This window comes from Sphingobacteriales bacterium (genome assembly GCA_016700115.1).
Classification (GTDB): domain Bacteria; phylum Bacteroidota; class Bacteroidia; order Chitinophagales; family UBA2359; genus UBA2359.
The window spans coordinates 5,105,004-5,123,732 of record CP064999.1; the positions used below are offsets into that span (position 1 = coordinate 5,105,004).

The 18,729-nt window shown below is 43.8% G+C and carries 15 protein-coding genes; 7 read left to right on the plus strand and 8 right to left on the minus strand.

The features are described from left to right. Positions 1–37 precede the first annotated feature (37 nt). Positions 38–1,615, plus strand: a complete 1,578-nt coding sequence (locus IPM47_18270) for an outer membrane beta-barrel protein (protein QQS28765.1) — start codon at positions 38–40, stop codon at positions 1,613–1,615. 196 nt (positions 1,616–1,811) lie between these two features. Here IPM47_18270 and IPM47_18275 read toward each other — a convergent pair whose 3' ends face one another. Further along, positions 1,812–2,846, minus strand: a complete 1,035-nt coding sequence (locus IPM47_18275) for a hypothetical protein (GenBank protein QQS28766.1) — start codon at positions 2,844–2,846, stop codon at positions 1,812–1,814. Positions 2,847–2,997: 151 nt separating this feature from the next. On the opposite strand from IPM47_18275, the gene IPM47_18280 reads away from it, so the two are divergent. After that, the gene (locus tag IPM47_18280; GenBank protein QQS28767.1) at positions 2,998–4,740 is read left to right on the plus strand and encodes an ABC transporter substrate-binding protein; all 1,743 of its coding nucleotides are present in this window, start codon (positions 2,998–3,000) and stop codon (positions 4,738–4,740) included. A 44-nt stretch (positions 4,741–4,784) separates the two neighbouring features. Continuing rightward, on the plus strand, positions 4,785–5,828 hold the full coding sequence (locus IPM47_18285) for a fatty acid desaturase (GenBank protein QQS28768.1): 1,044 nt from the start codon (positions 4,785–4,787) through the stop codon (positions 5,826–5,828). 31 nt (positions 5,829–5,859) lie between these two features. Here the strand turns inward: IPM47_18285 and IPM47_18290 are convergent, their stop codons facing one another. The 4 genes from IPM47_18290 to IPM47_18305 form a co-directional block, all read right to left on the minus strand. After that, positions 5,860–7,197 carry a saccharopine dehydrogenase NADP-binding domain-containing protein gene (locus tag IPM47_18290; protein ID QQS28769.1) on the minus strand — a complete coding sequence of 446 codons (1,338 nt, stop codon included), beginning with the start codon at positions 7,195–7,197 and terminating at the stop codon, positions 5,860–5,862. Positions 7,198–7,289: 92 nt separating this feature from the next. Further along, positions 7,290–7,946 (minus strand): pyridoxamine 5'-phosphate oxidase, encoded by a 657-nt coding sequence (gene pdxH / locus IPM47_18295; protein ID QQS28770.1) that lies wholly within the window; start codon positions 7,944–7,946, stop codon positions 7,290–7,292. An 806-nt stretch (positions 7,947–8,752) separates the two neighbouring features. Then, a complete protein-coding gene (rfaD, locus tag IPM47_18300; protein ID QQS28771.1) occupies positions 8,753–9,721 on the minus strand; it encodes an ADP-glyceromanno-heptose 6-epimerase in 969 nt (322 codons plus the stop codon). An 81-nt stretch (positions 9,722–9,802) separates the two neighbouring features. After that, complete coding sequence (locus IPM47_18305) at positions 9,803–11,116, minus strand: hypothetical protein (protein ID QQS28772.1); 1,314 nt, start codon at positions 11,114–11,116, stop codon at positions 9,803–9,805. A gap of 104 nt (positions 11,117–11,220) precedes the next feature. On the opposite strand from IPM47_18305, the gene lpxD reads away from it, so the two are divergent. From lpxD to IPM47_18325, 4 genes are all read left to right on the plus strand, one after another. Then, entirely contained in the window at positions 11,221–12,249 is a 1,029-nt protein-coding gene (gene lpxD, locus IPM47_18310; protein ID QQS28773.1) for a UDP-3-O-(3-hydroxymyristoyl)glucosamine N-acyltransferase, read from the plus strand. Positions 12,250–12,316: 67 nt separating this feature from the next. Beyond that, entirely contained in the window at positions 12,317–13,714 is a 1,398-nt protein-coding gene (locus IPM47_18315; protein ID QQS28774.1) for a bifunctional UDP-3-O-[3-hydroxymyristoyl] N-acetylglucosamine deacetylase/3-hydroxyacyl-ACP dehydratase, read from the plus strand. Between the two features lie 224 nt (positions 13,715–13,938). Continuing rightward, positions 13,939–14,772, plus strand: a complete 834-nt coding sequence (gene lpxA / locus IPM47_18320) for an acyl-ACP--UDP-N-acetylglucosamine O-acyltransferase (GenBank protein ID QQS28775.1) — start codon at positions 13,939–13,941, stop codon at positions 14,770–14,772. After that, complete coding sequence (locus IPM47_18325) at positions 14,765–15,406, plus strand: ABC transporter ATP-binding protein (GenBank protein QQS28776.1); 642 nt, start codon at positions 14,765–14,767, stop codon at positions 15,404–15,406. The genes lpxA and IPM47_18325 overlap by 8 nt, the downstream gene beginning before the upstream one ends. A 12-nt stretch (positions 15,407–15,418) precedes the next feature. Here IPM47_18325 and IPM47_18330 read toward each other — a convergent pair whose 3' ends face one another. From IPM47_18330 to IPM47_18340, 3 genes are read right to left on the minus strand one after another with little or no spacing between them, the layout of a single operon-like run. After that, a complete protein-coding gene (locus IPM47_18330) occupies positions 15,419–16,642 on the minus strand; it encodes an alanine dehydrogenase (GenBank protein QQS28777.1) in 1,224 nt (407 codons plus the stop codon). Further along, positions 16,635–17,051, minus strand: coding sequence for a tRNA (adenosine(37)-N6)-threonylcarbamoyltransferase complex ATPase subunit type 1 TsaE (gene tsaE, locus IPM47_18335; GenBank protein ID QQS28778.1), 417 nt, complete (start codon positions 17,049–17,051; stop codon positions 16,635–16,637). Before tsaE ends, IPM47_18330 begins: the two co-directional genes overlap by 8 nt. A 17-nt stretch (positions 17,052–17,068) precedes the next feature. Beyond that, entirely contained in the window at positions 17,069–18,631 is a 1,563-nt protein-coding gene (locus IPM47_18340; protein ID QQS28779.1) for a PglZ domain-containing protein, read from the minus strand. Positions 18,632–18,729 lie beyond the last annotated feature (98 nt).

Sequence of the window (18,729 nt, forward strand, 5' to 3'; positions counted from 1 at the left end):
AGAGTCAATTTAACAAACCATCGAAAAGTATAAATTCATGAATAACCCCGATAATCAATTTGAGAAACGCATCAAACAGGCCCTGGAAAATTACCAGGTTCCCTATCAGCCTGACGATTGGTTGCTGATGCAGGAAAAATTAGACCGGCAAAATGAGAAAGAACGGCCTAAGTTTTTCATTTTCCCATATAAAACCACGCTTGGTTTGCTGAGTGTTTTCTTTGCTGTGGTTATAGGAACAGCAGGTATAGGTTTTCAACATTGGAATCAAAGTTCGGAACCGTTAACTGCGGGTAAAAAGGCCTCCTCGAAAACCGAAATGTCCAAAGAAATGCCTTTGACTGCAACTGAGCATGTAAATGAAACAGTAATCGAAACAGACAAAACAACCGTTATTCCAACTGTTTTTGAAACAGCCTCCTTTGACCCGATTGTACCTGTTTCAAATGGCGTAGCTACTTTTGAAAGTACTGACAATTTTAAATCGGCCCTTCCTGAAAACATGCGGGTAACTTCTTCTGCCATTCCGGCTCAAACTTTTGTTTCCAAACCTGTTGACAATCAACCTCTGCCGGTCGTTAATCCATTCCAATTTGTGCCGGCTATTCACTCTATTTCAGGTAAACCGGTTATGCTTCCGATGCCCGATGCCATAAAATCATTGCAAAACGATATTGTGCCGGAACTATCCACTGAAGAAGAAACTGAAACCTCAGCACCTGCTCCGCAATTGCCTGCACGTTTACCGCTCATCACTTTGAGCGCACATTCAGCAGCCGATGCAAACAGCTTTGGCAACAACGACCCGGTTACAGCAGGAATTTCTTCGGGGTTGATGGTTTCTTATCGTCTAAACAAACATTTCCGTCTGAGTGCCGGAGCTATGTTTAGCCATAAAAATCTGAAAACAAATTACCAACCACCCAAAAACATGTTGGAAAATACAATCGTTATCACCGACTATTCTAACATGCCCGAAAACATTCCGCCTCAACAAAGTGTGGTAAAATTAAACATGGTTGAAATCCCGTTGTCCGTACAATACCTTTTGTTGCCCAACAAGAAGTTCAGCCCTTATATTCGTGCCGGTGTTTCGGCTTATCTGCCATTTAAAAATATGGTTAACTACAATCGAAGCAGCAATGGTGTTTTTGTACAATCCGGAGCCGTGCAAACCATTTTATCCGATTTCCCTTATATACCAAGTCACCAAACAGTCAATCCGGGTAATAATGTGGATCCTTTATTGCAACAACCCATCATTCAGGACATCGAAAACACAGACCTACCCAACCCTTTTGGTCTTAACAATCCGTTACAAAATTACTGGATCAACAGCCTGCCCGACTACCAAACCAATCTGACCGCTAATCAGTTTGTACAAATTGAGGATGCTCCGGGCATCAATCGCCCAATTTGGGATGTAGTTCACCTTTCGCTGGGAATGAATTATCAGATTAACCGGAGTTGGGGTATCATGGCGGAAACCCAAATGAAGGGCACCCTGATGAAACATCGTTTCGATACCAAACTTCCCGTTCAGTTGCAGCCACAGGGCGGACAACGGCTTTATTCTGCCTCACTTCAACTCGGAGTTTCTTATTCGTTTAAATAATTTTTCAAACGACATACCTGATAAAAAGGCGCAACCATTTACTTGAAAATAGTTGCGCCTTTTTTGCGTTTCCAATTGGTGAATACTGCTTATACCACTTCACTTTTTAAAAAAAACCACCCCTTACCCCACCGAGTTGAGGAATTTAAAGTCGTATGTCAGTAACTGATGGTTCAAAAATAAATCATCGTTGGTATTAATCAATATGCAGTGCCTGCCCTTCTTCCTGCATAATTTCAGGTTGATTGAACACATACCAAAGTACCCCTTCTTTGATGGCATAGCTTGAATAGAAAAGGTGTCTGATATTCAACCGATCGAGAATAATTTCGGCCAATTGCCAGCCTACGACAATCAGTTGGGCCCGTTCGGGCTCCAAACCTTTTACCGCCATGCGTTCTTTTAGGTTGCAGTTTGTCAGATGTGCTCCGATAGCTTTGACAGTCGGGATATCTAATCTGAAAAGATGATCGTTGATATTTAATTTTTCTCCTCTAAGGGCTGATTTCATTTTGTTAAAACTGCTGAATGTGCCGGAAGTGCCGATTAAGGTATCTAACTGTTTAAATTGTCTGGCTGCATCCCAGAGGGGCTGAAGCCGGTCGGAAAGATACCGGTAAAGTTCGGTTAAAGAGTCTTGGCTAATAGGTTCCTGTTGATGGAACATTTGCGAAAGTATGGTTCCACCTAAGGGGAAACTTTGTTTCCAGAAGATTTTTTCGTGGTTGGCAATGATGATTTCGGTGCTGCCTCCGCCAATATCCATCAATAAATGGGGTTTTAGAGATAAATCGGCAACTTGTAAAACTCCGTGGTAGATAAAAGTTGCCTCCATATCGCCCGAAATTCTGCGGATTGAAATATCAAAACGGTCTTTTACTTCCTGTATGAGTTGCTCGCTGTTATTAGCCCGTCTCATGCCTTCGGTGGCAAATGCAAATACTTCTGTTGCATGATGCCGGATGATTTTTTGTTTAAACCTTTCCATTGCTGCAATGGCACGGCTATAGGCCTCGTTCCCAATGTAATCAATCCCTGTTTTAGCTAATTTTACATAGATTTTTTCTTCAAAAACAGATTTGAACATCGTGTTTTCGTCGGGAACAGCAATGAGCAGCCTGAACGTGTTGGTTCCTAAATCAAGGATGGCAATGGTTCGTTTTCTTCGGGTTGGCATACAAATAGACAGGGCGGGTTTAAGACAAGCGATTACTGCTTTTGAAATCGCCATAAAAACTTCGGTCGGGTAAAAATAGCTAAATTCCCCTTACCTTAGCATCGTTTACCTGTTATCATTGGTTTTATTAGGTTTAACCTTTAAATTTTGATTGCCAACACCGGCAAAACAACTCCCCTCAAATCACGACTTAAAACACTACTACATGCGTAATTTTACCTCTGTTCTTTTTTTATTGGTTGCCGGGCTGATGTTGTTTGGTGCTTGCAACAGCGAAAGTGCGAAACAAACCACCGAACTAAAAGAAGCCCCGGGCGGCGTTTATTATGGCGGCATTTTTAATGTCAATGAAACCGAATACTTCCAGTCACTTTATCCGCTGAATGTTGGGGAGGTAGTAGGACACCGCATCACCAACCAAACTTATGAGGGATTGGTTACCCTTGACCAGGAAACGCTCAGTCTTAAACCTTGTCTGGCAACCAGTTGGGAAACTGACGACAAGGCTATGACCTATACTTTTACCATCCGCAAAAACGTGATGTTTCACGATGACCCCTGTTTTGAAAGTGGTAAAGGCCGTGAATTGACTGTTCAGGATGTGAAATATTGTTTCGACCGGCTTTGTACGTATGACCCAAGTAACAAGGGTTTTGAGTTTGTTACCGGAAGAATTCTGGGTGCAGATGCTCATTATGAAGCTACCCGAAACAAAACATTTCCGGAAAACGGCGTGGAGGGAGTTCGTATTTTAAATGACAGCACCATTCAGGTCCGACTCGAAAAACCGTTCAGCAGTTTTCTATATATCTTAGCCATGCCATTCGGGTTCATTTATCCCAAAGAAGCATTCGACAAATACGGTGCGGAAATGCGTCAGCATACGGTCGGTACCGGCCCTTTTTTCCTCAAAACCGTGCGGGAAAACGAAACAGTGGTGATGTTGAAAAACACAGGCTATTGGGGAAAAGACCAACACGGCAACCAACTCCCCTATTTGTCGGGGATAAAAGTGATGTTTATTAAGGATGAAATGACCTGGCTTCGCGAGTTCAGGGACGGAAAATTTGATTTGAAATATCGCCTTCCGCTCGAAATTGCCGATGAGGTGGTGGACGATAAAGGTACCCTGAAAGAAAACTACAAACAATATACCTATCAGGCAAAACCCTCACTCAATATTCAGTATTACGGATTTTTGAATACCGGAAAAATATTTAACAACAAAAAACTGCGACAAGCCTTTTGTTATGCCGTTGATCGTCAAAAATTAGTGGATTATACCCTGAAAGGTGCCGGGCTTCCTGCTATTTACGGCATCGTGCCTCCTGCTTTTACCAACTACCCCAGCAGTAAAATCAAAGGCTATAATTTCGACCCTCAAAAAGCTAAGACTTTGTTGAGCGAAGCAGGATATCCGGAAGGAAAAGGCCTTCCCGAAATTACACTGCAACTCAACAGCGGCGGTAAACGCAACGAACAGGTGGCAGAAGTCATCCAAAAAATGATTACCGACAACCTTGGCGTTAAGGTCAGGATTGTACAGATGCCTTGGCCTCAACATCTCGAAACCGTTGAAAGCGCAAAAGTTGACTTTTGGCGTTTTGCGTGGATTGCCGATTACCCCGACCCGGAAAATTTCCTCGCCTTGTTTTCGAGTCGAACTTTACCAAAAGACGATACTGAAAAAACTTACCTCAACACGGTCAGATACCGAAACCCCGAATACGACCGTTTTTTGGAAGAAGCCCTCAGCACTCCAGACGAACAACAACGCAACGAACTTTATTTCAAAGCTGATCAGACTGCGATGAACGATGCGCCGATTCTACCTTTGTATTACGACCGCGACCAACGTTTATTACAACCTTATGTGAAAAATTTTCCGCAAAACGCCATGGAATACCGGAATTTCAGAGAGGTGTATTTTGCTCCAACCGTTCAGTAGTCCGGTTTGTTAATGTAGGTAACGGTCATTAAATTAAAATTGCTATGAATGACAAACAAAAAACCGCTGCGGTTTACAAAGAAATCAGCGAGACGAGCAAAAGCATCCGGGAAAAATATCCTTTTTTGAAACATCAGAACGCCATCGGTTTTGGTATTTTTGGGTTCACCATTGCCATGATTTTATGGTCGTTTTATGGGTATTTTACTTCGCAATGGAATGTTTGGGCGGTGGTTTTCTGGATTGCTTTCTGGACTTCCATCCTTCACGAACTGGAACATGACCTGATTCACCGGCTTTATTTTAAAGATAATCCGTTGATGCACAACCTGATGATGACCGGCGTTTGGTTGTTCCGGCCTTTGACCTTAAATCCCTGGCTTCGCAGGCAATTACATCTGCATCATCATAAATATTCGGGCACTGCGACCGATATGGAAGAGCGCGGTGTTACCAACGGTCAGCCCTGGGGGTTGCTTCGGTTGGTTATGACCCCCGATTTGATTTTTGCCGGTATTTTGCGTTCACGTAATATGCGCAAAGAAGTCAGACAACTGTATTATGAAGGCAAATTTACCAAAGATGATGTGGAAAACCTTCGAAAAACGAGCATTTACGGGTTTTGGCCTTTTGGTATTCCGTTTCATTTGTTGTGGTATTCCTTTTTGATTTACTATTTTACCCTTGCCGTGATGAAGGTTGTATCTCCTTTGTCGGTGATGCCCGATTGGGCACAGACTTATATCGGCTGGATTTCGCCTGTTATCGTTCTTTTTGTTGCTCCTAATTTAATCCGGCAGTTTTGCCTTCATTTCATCACCTCCAACATGCACTATTACGGCGATGTGGAGCGCGGCAACATCATGCAGCAAACGCAGGTTCTGAACGTTTGGTGGTTATTTCCGTTTCAGTTGTTTTGTTTTAATTTTGGCAGCACCCATACCATCCATCATTTTATGGTGCAGGAAACTTTTTACATCCGGCAAATGACCGCGAGGGCAGCCCATCGGGTATTGAAAAAATACGGGGTACGGTTCAACGATTTGGGGACGTTTTTACGCGCCAATCGGTTTAAAATGACACAATAATAAGACGGACGGGGCTTCCCTCCCCCCTCTCCTACTCTTCGAGGTTTACATCGGTAAATGAAATTCCGTATCCGGCAAGTTCGGCAAGGATGGGTTCATAGACCTCCGGCATGGTAGGAATATGGACTCCGGTTAGCTGCAAGTTGCCGCTCAACACTAATTTAACCATCATTGCCATCGGCAAACCTACGGTTGCGGCTATGGCGGTATTGTCTGCATCCTTGCCTTTGACCACCATTGTCGAAGTATGGGCGTAGTTTTTCCCGTTCAGGCGGTAGTTTACCTTGTGGAGCATGACAATCATGTCTTTATCGTCCGGCGACAACTGCCACTTGTCGGACAACAGTTCCAACAGGGCTTGTGCGGGAGTGGCTGCGTTGGGGCTGATGGGGATTTGGTCAAAAATTCCGAGCCAACGGAGGTTGGACATCACCCGTTCAGTTGCGAGATTGCCGAGCAAAGCGGCGGTTCGCTGTTCCGTGGTTCCGGTATAGTGTTCGGGGATAAACGATTCGGTCAGGTCGGCAAAAGTCATCGGGCTGTTTTTGGGCAGTAGCAGTTGGTTGTCTGTCAGCCCTATTTGAATCAGGGCCTGCCATGCCATACAATACCCTTGTTTTCGCAATGTTCCCCGCAAAAGGGTGGGTACGTCTTCGATTTGGTAGGTTTTGCGGTAGGGTAGCGAGTCGCGGTTGGCGTAGGCTTCAAAATTCCCGTGATGTTCTACTTCGTAGGTTTCAAACTGCGAAAACAAGCGGTTGTAGGGGATGTAGCGAGGTTTGCCGTTTTGAAAAAATTGTGCCGTTCCGCCTTGTCCGGCAAGGACTACGTTCATCGGTGCCCAGGTAAACTTATAGTGCCAGGGGTTGTTGTCGGATTCGGGGGCGATGAGCGCACCGCAAAAAGAGCGCACCTCCGTAATTTGAGCATTTTGCGCCCGGAGGTGGTGAATGAGTTTCATCAGACTTAGATGGTCAATGCCCGGGTCTAACCCTATTTCACCCATAAACAACAACCCCGCCTGCCGGAACTGTTCGTCCAACATCCGTTCCTGAGGAGAAATATAGGACGGTGTAATCAGGTGTTTTCCAAAACGGAGGCAATCATTTGCCACCAGAATATGAAAATTGGCGGGCAAAACGGAAGCGACAATATCACAATCGCTGATATAGTTTACCCGTGTAACGACATCGTGAACATCGAAAAAAACAGCCCTGCCGTTGGGATGGTTGCCCACTTTCTGAAGGGCGGTGTGGAGGTCATAGTCTCCAACGGTAACTTCCCAATCGTTGGCGGGTGCATGTTGTAAGAGATAGTGTATTAAATCGGTGGCAGATTTTCCTGCGCCTAAAACCAAAATCTTTTTCATAAAAACAAGTTTGTCTTATTCGTTTTACTTCTTTAAATACCGGCATCACTTTGGGGGGAACAAAATTCTGCTCTTTGAAAAACTGGGGTTCATCAGGGAGCCAATCTTTCTATCAGCCAGTTGCCGGAAGGTTGCAGGGTGTAGCGGATTCGGTCATGCAAACGGTTGGTTTGCCCCTGCCAAAATTCAAATACCTGCGGAATGATGCGATAGCCTCCCCAATATTCCGGACGGGGGATCACCGCATTTTCATCGTACTGCTCCGTCAGGGCTTTTACCTTTTCTTCTAACTGTTGACGCGAAGCAATCACCTGACTTTGAGGGGAAGCCAACGCACCGATGCGGCTGCCATACGGACGGGTGTTAAAATATTCTTCAGATTCAGATTCAGACAGTCGTTCTGCCTTCCCTTCTATCCGAACCTGTCGTTCGAGTTTGTCCCAATAGAAAAGAATGGCCGCCTCCGGATTTTGGGTCAGTTCGTTGCCCTTACGGCTATGGTAGTTGGTAAAGAAAATCAGCCCTTGCTCCGAAAAACCTTTTAACAACACGGTTCGGATGGAAGGAATACCGTTTGGCGTTGCAGTAGCCAAAAACATGGCGTTGTGTTCGATGAAATCTTCCTGCAACGCTTCTTCAAACCAGATTTCAAACTGTTCGAAAGGGTTGGATTTGACCGATTCTTCGTTGAGTCCGGCTGTTGAATAGTTCTTTCGCAAATGCGCGACTTCTTTTAATGATTTTTTCATGGACAATTCAGGTTATTGGTCAGTCAGGTTAGGATATTGTGCAAATTATGCCGGCTTTCAAATCGGGGGCAAAGGTAAGGATATTCGTACTTATAGCCTAACTAACCGGCTAATTCTGTGGTGTTTCACAAAAATTGGATTTCTTTTACAAACAGTCCATTGCTTCGCTTTCCATTTTTGCAAACAGCAAATATTTGCCCTTTAAAACCCAAGGAATCCTATACTTGTTTACCCAAAACTCTGCTTGAAATAATCACCGTTGAAACTTACCGGCTCACAGGAAAAAGCTGCGAAAAATCAGGCAACAAATACTGCTATTTTTGCATAAAAGGGGTAAAATTTGATAGCATTTAACTTTTGATTGCTACCATCTGACTTGTAAATGGTACAATCTGACTTTCAGTTGGTACCATTCATTTTTGTATCTGCTATCTTCTACATTTCAAATGCTGTCATTCAACTTTCGAATGTAGCCATTCATCTTGTAAATGCTGCCATTCAATTTTCAGTTGCTACCATTTAACTGTTGATTGCGACTATTCATTTTTGTAACCGGTAGAAATCAACTTCCGGTTGGTAACATTTGACTTTTGATTGGTACACTTTAGAAGTTGGATGGTACCTGTTGAAAAGTTGTTTTTCAATTTTAAGATTCCGGAACTATGGGTCAGAATTTCTGATAAGCCTTTTAAAATAAGGATTTTCACATTTTTGAAGCATTCTGCAACTTCTGAAAAAAGGGAGTTTGAATAAATCCGGTCAAGGAATTTGTTGAAAAATTGGCTTCTGCCTATCCCGAAAAAAGATTAACGATATTTACCGGGAATCAGATAATTGACCACATAATCGTTTACCCCTTCTTCCAGCGTTTGAAAAGGGGTGTAATAGCCGGCGGAGATGAGTTTTTGGATATTGGCTTCGGTAAAATACTGATAGGTTTCCCGGATATCGGCGGGCATGTCAATAAATTCAATAACCGGGTTGAGCTGCATGGCGTTAAAAACGGCATTTGCCAAATCAACAAAAGAACGGGCAACCCCTGTTCCGAGATTATACAATCCGTTTTGGGCAATTTGATGTTTCATCATCCAAAGGCAAACCGAAACCACGTCTTTGACATACACAAAATCGCGAAGTTGTTTTCCGTCTTCCACCCCGGGTTTGTGCGAGCGAAACAGTTTGACCTTACCGGTTGCCTGAATTTGATTAAAAGCATGAAAAACAACAGATGCCATGCGTTGTTTGTGATATTCGTTGGGACCATAAACGTTAAAAAACTTCATTCCGTACCAAACAGGCGGAGTTTGGGTTTGAGCAATTGCCCATAAATCAAAATCGTTTTTCGAATGGGCATAAGGATTGAGTGGTTTAAACGAAGCAACGAGGTCGTGGCGGTCTTCATATCCATATTCACCGGCACCATAAGTTGCCGCAGACGAGGCATAGAGCAACGGAATTTGATATTCGGTGCAAAACTGCCAAACTCTTTTGGAATAGTTGAGGTTGAGCCGGTCGAACACCTCCGTATTAAAGTCTGTGGTATCGGTTCGGGCACCGAGATGGAAGACCATTTCAATTTGCTGATAGTTGGAACGAATCCAGCTCAAAAAAGCTTCGCGTTGTACCCACCCCAGATATTTGCAATTGGTCAGATTTTTTTTCTTGCCCAACAAATCAAAATCATCCACCAAAATTAAATCTGTTCGTCCGAGTTCGTTCAGGCTGATGGTTAAACAACTGCCGATAAACCCTCCTGCGCCGGTAACAATAATCATAGTTTAATGCTTAAATGATGGGAATACGGGGTTAAAATTGAGGATTTTCAACACAACAACCCGCAAATCGGGCAGGTTTTTTCAGGAACTATAGTCTGTTGGATTGGGTTGAAGTTCGTTTTTTGGAGTTTTTTTTCCAAAAGGCATCCATTTATCCGGCAATTGAAGCACGATGCCCCAGAAACTTAGCCAAAACGGAAGCAGATTGCTTCTATAACGCACAATAGCTCCAAGATTGTCGGTCGTCAGCCCTATCAACATCAACGAAGTAAGCACAAAAAACAAACAGGCGTATAAAAAATAGCGGTAGGGTAGTTGCCTTAAATTGTTAAACACCAGACAAAACAGGGCAAACATCGAAAAAACCAGGGTTTCTGCCGAAGCAATTTTCTGCATCAAATCAATATTTCCCCAGGGTTCGGGGCGCATCAGGGCATTGACCAAAGCGCGGGGCAGTTCTGTTAAAAACGCCTGCCAGGTGGGGTCGAGCAAACTGAGTGGTATGTCTGAGCCTCCCAGTTTGTAAATCACAAAATAATATCGCACCTCCGCTAATTTGGCAAACACATTCAGTTTTTGCGATACTAAACTCAGCAAGGACAACGCTGCATATCCAAAAACATAAGCCCCCGAATAAAACAGCAACGGGCGCACAGGGCGTATTTTTTTTGCAATATACCACAACATCAATGCCGGCACCAACAAACCCAGTGTATAAGGACGAATGAGTAACAACAGCAACCCGTTCATCAGCAAAGCGGCAATTCTACGGGTCTTAAACCCTTTTTCAATCAGCAGATAAGCGTTCCAAACCATGAGTCCGGTAAACAGCATAGAAATGCCGTCTTTGTGCAAACCGGAAGTCCAGAAAACGACCGATGGAACACAAAAACAACATCCAAACACCCAAATCGCCCGTTTGGGAAAGTAAGCGGTAAAGGTTTTGTACAAGGCCATCAACCCCGTAAAACTCATAAAAGTGCCGAACAAGGCATGGGTTGGGTAAACATGAAAAGAAACAAGATGTGCCAAAGCATTGAAGCGAATGGCCGTATAAGACCGCACATCGCTCCACGAAGGGATGGTATCTATGATTTCGTTGAGATGCTGGGGCGGTATGCGCGCATTCGGGAAAAAAGTCAGTTCGAGAAAAAACAGCGGGTCTTCAAACAAAGTATTGTAAATCAGCTTTCCCGCTTTGAAATAAGTAACAGCATCCCCACTGTTAAAATAATAGACATTGTTCAACCAGATAAAGAACCATCCTCCTGCAACTTTTAAGATAAAAGCCCCCACTATATACGGTTTACTCACGAAGTTATCGCGGAAAAAAGGCAGTTTCAGCACTAACCAAATGAACAGTAAAAGATAAAAACCGGTGGTGATATACTCCATTTCGGGAAAAAAGTTGCTGCAAAGATAGCAGCAATAAAGTGCATAATTGGCCGATAATCGTTGCTTGACTTCTTAAATTCGTTCAGGGTTTGTAAATTTGCACCATGCAATTAAGCGCACTTGAATTAAGCCTGTTGTTAAACGGTCAGTTAGAAGGCAATCCGGAGGTCCGGGTTAGTCGTTTAGCAAAAATTGAAGAAGCCCTGCCGGGAGATGTCAGTTTTATTGCAAATCCAAAATACGAACGGTTTGTCAAAACCACAGGCGCATCTGTTTTGATAGTCAACCGGGATTTTGAAGCCGAATTGTCGCAAAACATAGTCCTCATACGGGTCGAAGATGCCTATGCTTCATTTACCCGTTTATTGGAATTGCATAGCCGCCTTAATCGCCCGAAAGGTATTGAACAGCCTTGTTTTATACATTCCGAAGCTCAGATTGGCGAAGATGTGTATGTCGGTGCATTTGCCTATATCGGAAAAAATGCGGTGATTGGCCACCAAAGCCTGATTTACCCGCAAACCTATATCGGCGACAACGTGCAAATCGGAGCGAATACCCTGATTTGTGCAGGGGTCAAAATTTATGAAGGATGTCAGATTGGAAACCGCTGCATCATACATAGCGGGGCGGTCATTGGCAGCGACGGGTTCGGGTTTGCCCCTCAACCGGACGGCTCTTACAAAAAAATTCCTCAGACGGGCATTGTCATTGTAGAAGATGCCGTTGAAATCGGAGCCAATACTTGTATAGACCGCGCAACGATGGGAGCAACCGTAATTAGAAACGGGGTAAAATTAGATAACCTCATTCAGATTGCCCACAATGTAGAGATAGACGAACATACCGTCATTGCCGCTCAGGCAGGCATTTCCGGCAGCACAAAAGTCGGCAGATTTTGTATGATTGGCGGGCAGGCAGGTTTGGTAGGGCATCTCACCGTGGCCAACCGCACCAAAATCAATGCGCAAAGCGGAGTTACCAAATCGGTCGAAAAAGAAGGACAGTTTTTAAGCGGCTCCCCTGCCTTTGAATTTAGAAATCAGATGCGGGCTTACAGCATTTTTAAACAACTACCCGAATTAGAAAGCCGGTTTAAGGCACTTGAAAACCGGGTTAATTCAGCAGGATAACCGACAAACCTAAACCTTGCTTCTGTTTTCAGAGCGAAAAAGTATAATTAAGACAACAGTATCGAAAATGAATCTTTATCAGCAAACCATCGGCAAACCGGTTTCACTCAGTGGAAAAGGACTGCATACCGGTAAACAGGCCACACTCACGTTTCGCCCTGCCGAACCCGATTTCGGCATTCAATTTTGCAGAACAGACTTGGCCGAAAGTCCAACCATCAAAGCAGATGCCGATTTTGTCATCAACACCCTCAGAAGTACAACACTCAGCAATAACGGGGCAACCGTAATCACCACAGAACACGCCTTGTCTGCCCTGATGGGCTTGCAGATTGACAATGTATTGATTGAAATTAACAACGAAGAAGTACCCATTTTAGACGGCAGCGCACAACCGTTCATAAATGCCTTGACCGAGGCAGGCACGGTGGTTCAGGAGACAGAGCGCAGGTTTCTTATGTTGGATGAGCCTTTCCATTTCACCTACCCCCCCACCGGCAGCGAATATGTCGCACTTCCATCTACCGAACTGCAGATGACCACCCTGATTGATTTTAACCAACCGGTCATCGGTAAACAATACGCTGCGATGAATAGTATCGGAGAATTTGCATCGCAAATTGCCCCCGCGCGTACTTTTTGTTTCCTGAGCGAAGTGGAAACTCTGATGCAAAACAACCTGATTAAAGGCGGCAGTTTAGATAACGCCATTGTATATGCCGACCTCACTCCCTCGGATGAGATGCTTCAAAAATTAGCCGTTCTGACAGGTTTCGACAACCTTAAAGTTCAAAAAGAAGGGTATCTGAACAATGTGGAACTGAACTTTAACAATGAAGCCGCACGTCATAAACTGTTAGATGTTGTGGGTGATTTGGCTTTGTTGGGTTCGCCTCTTAAAGCCCGTGTTTTCAACACAAAACCCGGTCATGCCGCCAATATTGCATTCGTCAAAGAATTAAAAAAATATTTCAGAAAAAAATCTCAGGAAACAGCCCCGGCTTACGACCCCAATCAAACCCCGTTGTATGATGTAACTGCCGTACAAAAGTTACTGCCACATCGCCCCCCGTTTTTGCTGATTGACAAAATTATGCTCCTGACCAAAGAACGGGTAATCGGGGTGAAAAATGTAACCATCAACGAGCCTTTTTTTACCGGACATTTTCCCGGACAACCCGTTATGCCCGGCGTGCTGATTGTCGAAGCTATGGCACAGGCGGGCGGTGCTTTGGTGATGCAGTCCGTACCCGACCCCGAAAACTATCTGACTTTTTTCCTGAAAATAGATAATGTTCGTTTCAGAAAACCGGTTGTTCCGGGCGATACACTTATCTTTGAATTAAAATTACTTGCCGATATCCGAAGAGGCATTGCCGAAATGGACGGATTTGCTTATGTAGGCAATAAATTGGTTACCGAAGCCCGGTTGGTAGCTCAAATCTCAAAACGCAAAAATGCTTGAACTCTAACCATATAAGTCTGTTATTGAATCTTAACTCATAACTTTGATTAGCCGGAACATTATCAAGCACTCCTCAAATTTCATCAACTGTTTTCCAAAAAGACCTTCCCAACATTTCCCCGAATTTCGTGGCTGCTGACTATCCCTTCTGATAGACTTTTCGCAAAGATATATCCATCCGTAACTAATTGACCATCACCATTTCTACCATAAACTAACAATCAATGGACAAAACCGGCACTCAACCTGATGTTTCCCCCTTAGCTCATGTTCATCCGGGAGCTAAAATCGGAAGCAACACCATTATCTTACCATTTTCCTACATCGAGGCTGACGTTGAGATTGGCAACAACTGCAAAATAGGACCTAACGCTACCATTTTGAATGGTACCCGACTTGGCGACAATTGTCAGGTTTTTCCCGGAGCAGTCCTTGGCGCAATTCCCCAAGACCTGAAATTCGTTGGAGAATATACCACTGCCGAAATCGGCAACAACACCACCATCCGCGAATGTGTTACCATTAACCGCGGAACAGCCTATGCCGGAAAAACAGTAGTCGGCAACAACTGCCTCCTGATGGCCTATGTTCATATCGCTCACGATTGTTTGTTGGGCGATAATGTGATTTTAGCAAACAGCACCAATCTCGCAGGGCATGTAATGATTGACGAATTTGCCATCTTAGAAGGCTTTGTAGGTGTTCAGCAGTTTGTCCATATCGGCGCACATAGTTTTGTAGCTGCAACCTCTTTTGTACGGAAAAACGTACCCCCATTCGTAAAAGCAGCAAGAGAGCCTTTATCCTATGCAGGAGTAAATTCGGTAGGGCTGACAAGGCGGGGGTACAGCGCATTAACCATCCGGCACATTCAAAACATCTACCGGTATATCTTTGTGATGGGATATTCGTTACATAACGCTTTGAATATGGTAGAAAATCATGTTGAAAACACCCCTGAAACACAACAGATCCTGAACTTCATAAGAAATTCAACCAAAGGAATCATCAAAGGACTGGAAAAAACAGCACAGCCAAACGAAACCGAAGATGTTTAAATTAGATTTGCAAAATGTCGGAAAACGGTATCGCCTCGAATGGATCTTCCAAAACGTCAGCTATTCGTTTGAAAGCGGCACAGCCTATGCTGTTTTAGGAGGAAACGGAACCGGCAAATCCACATTGCTCCAAATAATTTGCGGAAGCCTCATGCCCACAAAAGGAACCGTTCTGTATCAATCTGAAGGCAAAACCATCGAAAACACAGAAACTTACCGCTATCTGAGTTTGGCAGCCCCCTATCTCGAACTGATTGAAGAGTTTTCATTGGTCGAATTAATCAGGTTTCAGCTTCAGTTCAAACCTTTTGTCAGCGGATTTAAAGAAACCGACCTCATCGAACTGTTGCAGCTTAGTCATGCCCGGCATAAACGCATCTCTTTCTTTTCTTCGGGAATGAAACAAAGGGTAAAATTAGGTTTGGCTGTTTTGGCAGACTGCCCCTTGCTTTTATTGGACGAGCCAACCACAAACCTCGACAGCCGGGCAGTTGATTGGTATCTGTCCATCATTGAACAATTTGCCAAAGATAAATTAGTCGTTATTGCATCAAACCAACCGGTCGAATATAGCTTTTGCCAACAGTTTCTGACCATCAGCGATTTTAGCCCGAATAAAATACCGGCAGAATAAGCCAACCCACTGTTACAAAGTAGAGGCTATCAATAGGTTCAAATCGGTATATCGGATGTTAAAACGCTCGCTCATGTGCTGATTTGTGAGATGTCCTTTATAAATATAAGCCCCGTTTCTGACACCGCTGCTGTTGCGCATCAGGTTTTCAAACCCTCCAAACTCATGGGTTTTGAGCAACATCGGGGTCAGAACATGGCTGAGGGCTAATGAGGAGGTTTTAGACACCCTCGAAGCAATGTTCGGTACGCAATAATGTATCACATCGTGTTTCAGAAATACCGGTTTGTCATGTGAGGTAATCTCAGAGGTTTCAAAACATCCGCCCTGGTCAATACTGACATCCACTATCACTGAACCGGGTTTCATTTTTTGAACCATACTCTCGGTAACGATAATCGGCGTTTCCCCTTTTTCCGAATGTATGGCACCCACCGCAAGGTCGGCTTTCGACAGTTCCTGTTGCAGCGTCAAAGGGTTGATTACGGAGGTATATACCCGGACATTGACGTTGTTTTGCAGTCTCATCAGTTTATAAATATTGTTGTCAAAAACCCGGACTTCGGCACCGAGACCCAAGGCAGCACGAACCGCAAATTCGCCGACAACGCCGGCACCAAGGATCACCACCCGTGCAGGAGGAACCCCCGATATCCCTCCCATTAAAATACCGGGGCCGTTGTTTAAATTACTTAAATATTCAGCTCCTATCAGAATTGCAGCATTACCCGCAATTTCACTGAGAGCTCTGACAATCGGAAAGCTGCCGCTCTCGTCTTTGATGTATTCATAAGCAAGGGCAGTAACTTTTTTGTGAATCAGTCGGTAAAGGATCTCGTCTTTTAATGTGGGCAAGTGAATGGGTGAAAAAACCGTTTGCTGAACTTGTAGCAGATCAATCTGATCTTCGGTAATAGGTGCCGATTTGAGAATAATGTCTGCCTCAAAGACCTGTCTGACATCGTAGGCTATCTCTGCCCCCGCTTCCGAAAATTCACGGTCATAAAAAAAAGATTTTTCACCTGCCCCAGCCTCAATCAAAACACGGTGTCCCCGGTTGACCAACAACTCCACCGCTTCGGGAGTTAACGGAACTCGGTTTTCCTGAAAAGAACGCTCTCTTGGAATTCCGATAAACAGTTTGCTTTTTTTTACCTGAGTAGTGAGCAATGCTTCTTGCGGAATAACACCATATTGTGTTCCAAAGGAAGAATAAACCGGATTTTGCTCATTCATGTTGCCGAATAGTGATTGTTCTGTAATTTTGTTCGTCCTTTTCGAGCTGAACCCAAACACAAGAATTGTCCAAAAGGGGTTCGATGATTTCCGGCCATTCAATCAGGCAATAAGCCCCGCTGTTCAGGTAATCGAGAATACCGATGTCTAAGGCCTCTTCCAGATTCTTTAAACGGTAAAGATCGAGGTGATAAATCACTGTTTTCCCCTTATATTCATTTGCCAGAGAATAAGTAGGACTGTTCACCAAATCGGAACTGCCCAGCTTCCTGCAAATCTCTTTGATAAAGGTGGTTTTACCAACTCCCATTTCTCCGCTAAATGCAAAAATACGATAATTACCGAAACTACCCAATAGCTGTTCGGCAGTAACCGGCAATTCGGATATAGTTTTAACCGTCAGGGTCATGTTATTTCCGGCGCGAGTTATTTAGAAGTAAACCTGGCAATGGGGATAATGACTTCTTCGAGCGATAAACCCCCGTGCTGAAAGGTGTCTTTATAGTAATTGACAAAGTGATTGTAATTGTTCGGATAAACAAAGAACATATCTTCTTTGGCAAAAATAAAAGACGAACTGACATTTGGCTGTGGCAACATAGCCTGTCGGGGATTGACTACTTCAAACACATCTTTGGGGTCATAATTCAGGTTTTTACCGTGTTTATACCTGAGATTGGTGGTCGTGTTGCGGTCGCCAATAACCTTACTGGGGCGGCGAACCCGAATACTTCCATGGTCGGTGGTAATAAACAGGTTGATTTTTTTGCCTTCCAATCTGCGCAAAGCCTGCCACAGCGGCGAATGTATAAACCAGGAACGGGTAATTGAGCGGTATGCCGCTTCGTCGTTTGCCAGCTCTTTCAACATCTCCATTTCGGTTCGGGCATGTGAAAGCATATCCATAAAATTATACACAATAACATTCAACTGATTGCCCAGCATATTGTGAATGTTTTCCGTCATCACCTTAGCATCCTGATTGCTGGTAATCTTGGTATAACTGGTTTTATAGAACAGATTCAACCTGTCCAACTGATCTGCCAGAAACATCTCTTCAAACAAGTTTTTACCCCCTTCGTCTGCATCGTTTTTCCATTGGCTTGGAAACCGGCGGGCAATATCAAACGGCAACATCCCTGCAAAAATCGCATTGCGGGCATAATGGGTGGATGTTGGCAGAATACTGTAATAGGCATCTTCTTCCACAAACTTAAACACCTCTGACAAAATAGGCTGAATCTCTTTCCATTGATCGAAGCGCAGATTGTCAATCAAGATCATAAAATTGGGAATCTCGGGGTCAATATGAGGAAAGATTTTGTCACGCATCAAAGTATGCGACATCGTGGGCATTTCTTCTTTTGACGGGCGGTTTTGAATCCAATTGAAATAATTGCGAACCACAAACTTGCAAAAACCATTGTTGGCTTCCGTTTTTTGCATCTGGAAAACCTCCTGCATTTCTTCGGTTTTCGATTTGTCTAATTCCAATTCCCAATAAATCAGATTTTTATATACCTCTACCCAGGTGTGGTAATCATCACTCATCTGAATATTGCTGAATATTCCCGAAAAAGCGCGTTGATAGCGAGAGGTTGTCCCTTCGCTCACCAACCTTTTGTTGTCTATAATCTTTTTAAGGGTCAGTAAAATCTGATTGGGATTGACCGGTTTAATCAGATAATCGGAAATCTGCGAACCGATGGCTTCTTCCATAATATGCTCGGCTTCGTTTTTGGTAATCATCACCACCGGCAAATTGGTGTTGGCGAGCTTTATTTCAGACAAGGTTTCAAGACCGGAAATGCCCGGCATTGATTCGTCTAAAAAAACAACATCAAAGGATTCGTCTTTACTTTTTTCGATGGCATCGTAGCCGTTTGTTACTGCCGTTATTTCATATCCCTTTTTCTGAAGAAATAAAATCTGAGGTTTCAGGTTGTCTATTTCATCGTCTGCCCAAAGAATTTTGATGTTTTTTGACATATTGATTATTATGTGTTGAATTTTAAAATCAGGAAACCACCATTCAGGGTTTAGGTTTCCTTTCAAAGATCTAAGCGTTTACTAACCAACAAACCCCC

Bases quoted from the DNA above. Each gene is read 5' to 3' on its own strand.
- IPM47_18270 (QQS28765.1), top strand. From the start codon at position 38: ATGAATAACCCCGATAATCAATTTGAGAAACGCATCAAACAGGCCCTG.
- IPM47_18275 (QQS28766.1), bottom strand. From the start codon at position 2,846: ATGGCGATTTCAAAAGCAGTAATCGCTTGTCTTAAACCCGCCCTGTCT.
- IPM47_18280 (QQS28767.1), top strand. From the start codon at position 2,998: ATGCGTAATTTTACCTCTGTTCTTTTTTTATTGGTTGCCGGGCTGATG.
- IPM47_18285 (QQS28768.1), top strand. From the start codon at position 4,785: ATGAATGACAAACAAAAAACCGCTGCGGTTTACAAAGAAATCAGCGAG.
- IPM47_18290 (QQS28769.1), bottom strand. From the start codon at position 7,197: ATGAAAAAGATTTTGGTTTTAGGCGCAGGAAAATCTGCCACCGATTTA.
- pdxH (QQS28770.1), bottom strand. From the start codon at position 7,946: ATGAAAAAATCATTAAAAGAAGTCGCGCATTTGCGAAAGAACTATTCA.
- rfaD (QQS28771.1), bottom strand. From the start codon at position 9,721: ATGATTATTGTTACCGGCGCAGGAGGGTTTATCGGCAGTTGTTTAACC.
- IPM47_18305 (QQS28772.1), bottom strand. From the start codon at position 11,116: ATGGAGTATATCACCACCGGTTTTTATCTTTTACTGTTCATTTGGTTA.
- lpxD (QQS28773.1), top strand. From the start codon at position 11,221: ATGCAATTAAGCGCACTTGAATTAAGCCTGTTGTTAAACGGTCAGTTA.
- IPM47_18315 (QQS28774.1), top strand. From the start codon at position 12,317: ATGAATCTTTATCAGCAAACCATCGGCAAACCGGTTTCACTCAGTGGA.
- lpxA (QQS28775.1), top strand. From the start codon at position 13,939: ATGGACAAAACCGGCACTCAACCTGATGTTTCCCCCTTAGCTCATGTT.
- IPM47_18325 (QQS28776.1), top strand. From the start codon at position 14,765: ATGTTTAAATTAGATTTGCAAAATGTCGGAAAACGGTATCGCCTCGAA.
- IPM47_18330 (QQS28777.1), bottom strand. From the start codon at position 16,642: ATGAATGAGCAAAATCCGGTTTATTCTTCCTTTGGAACACAATATGGT.
- tsaE (QQS28778.1), bottom strand. From the start codon at position 17,051: ATGACCCTGACGGTTAAAACTATATCCGAATTGCCGGTTACTGCCGAA.
- IPM47_18340 (QQS28779.1), bottom strand. From the start codon at position 18,631: ATGTCAAAAAACATCAAAATTCTTTGGGCAGACGATGAAATAGACAAC.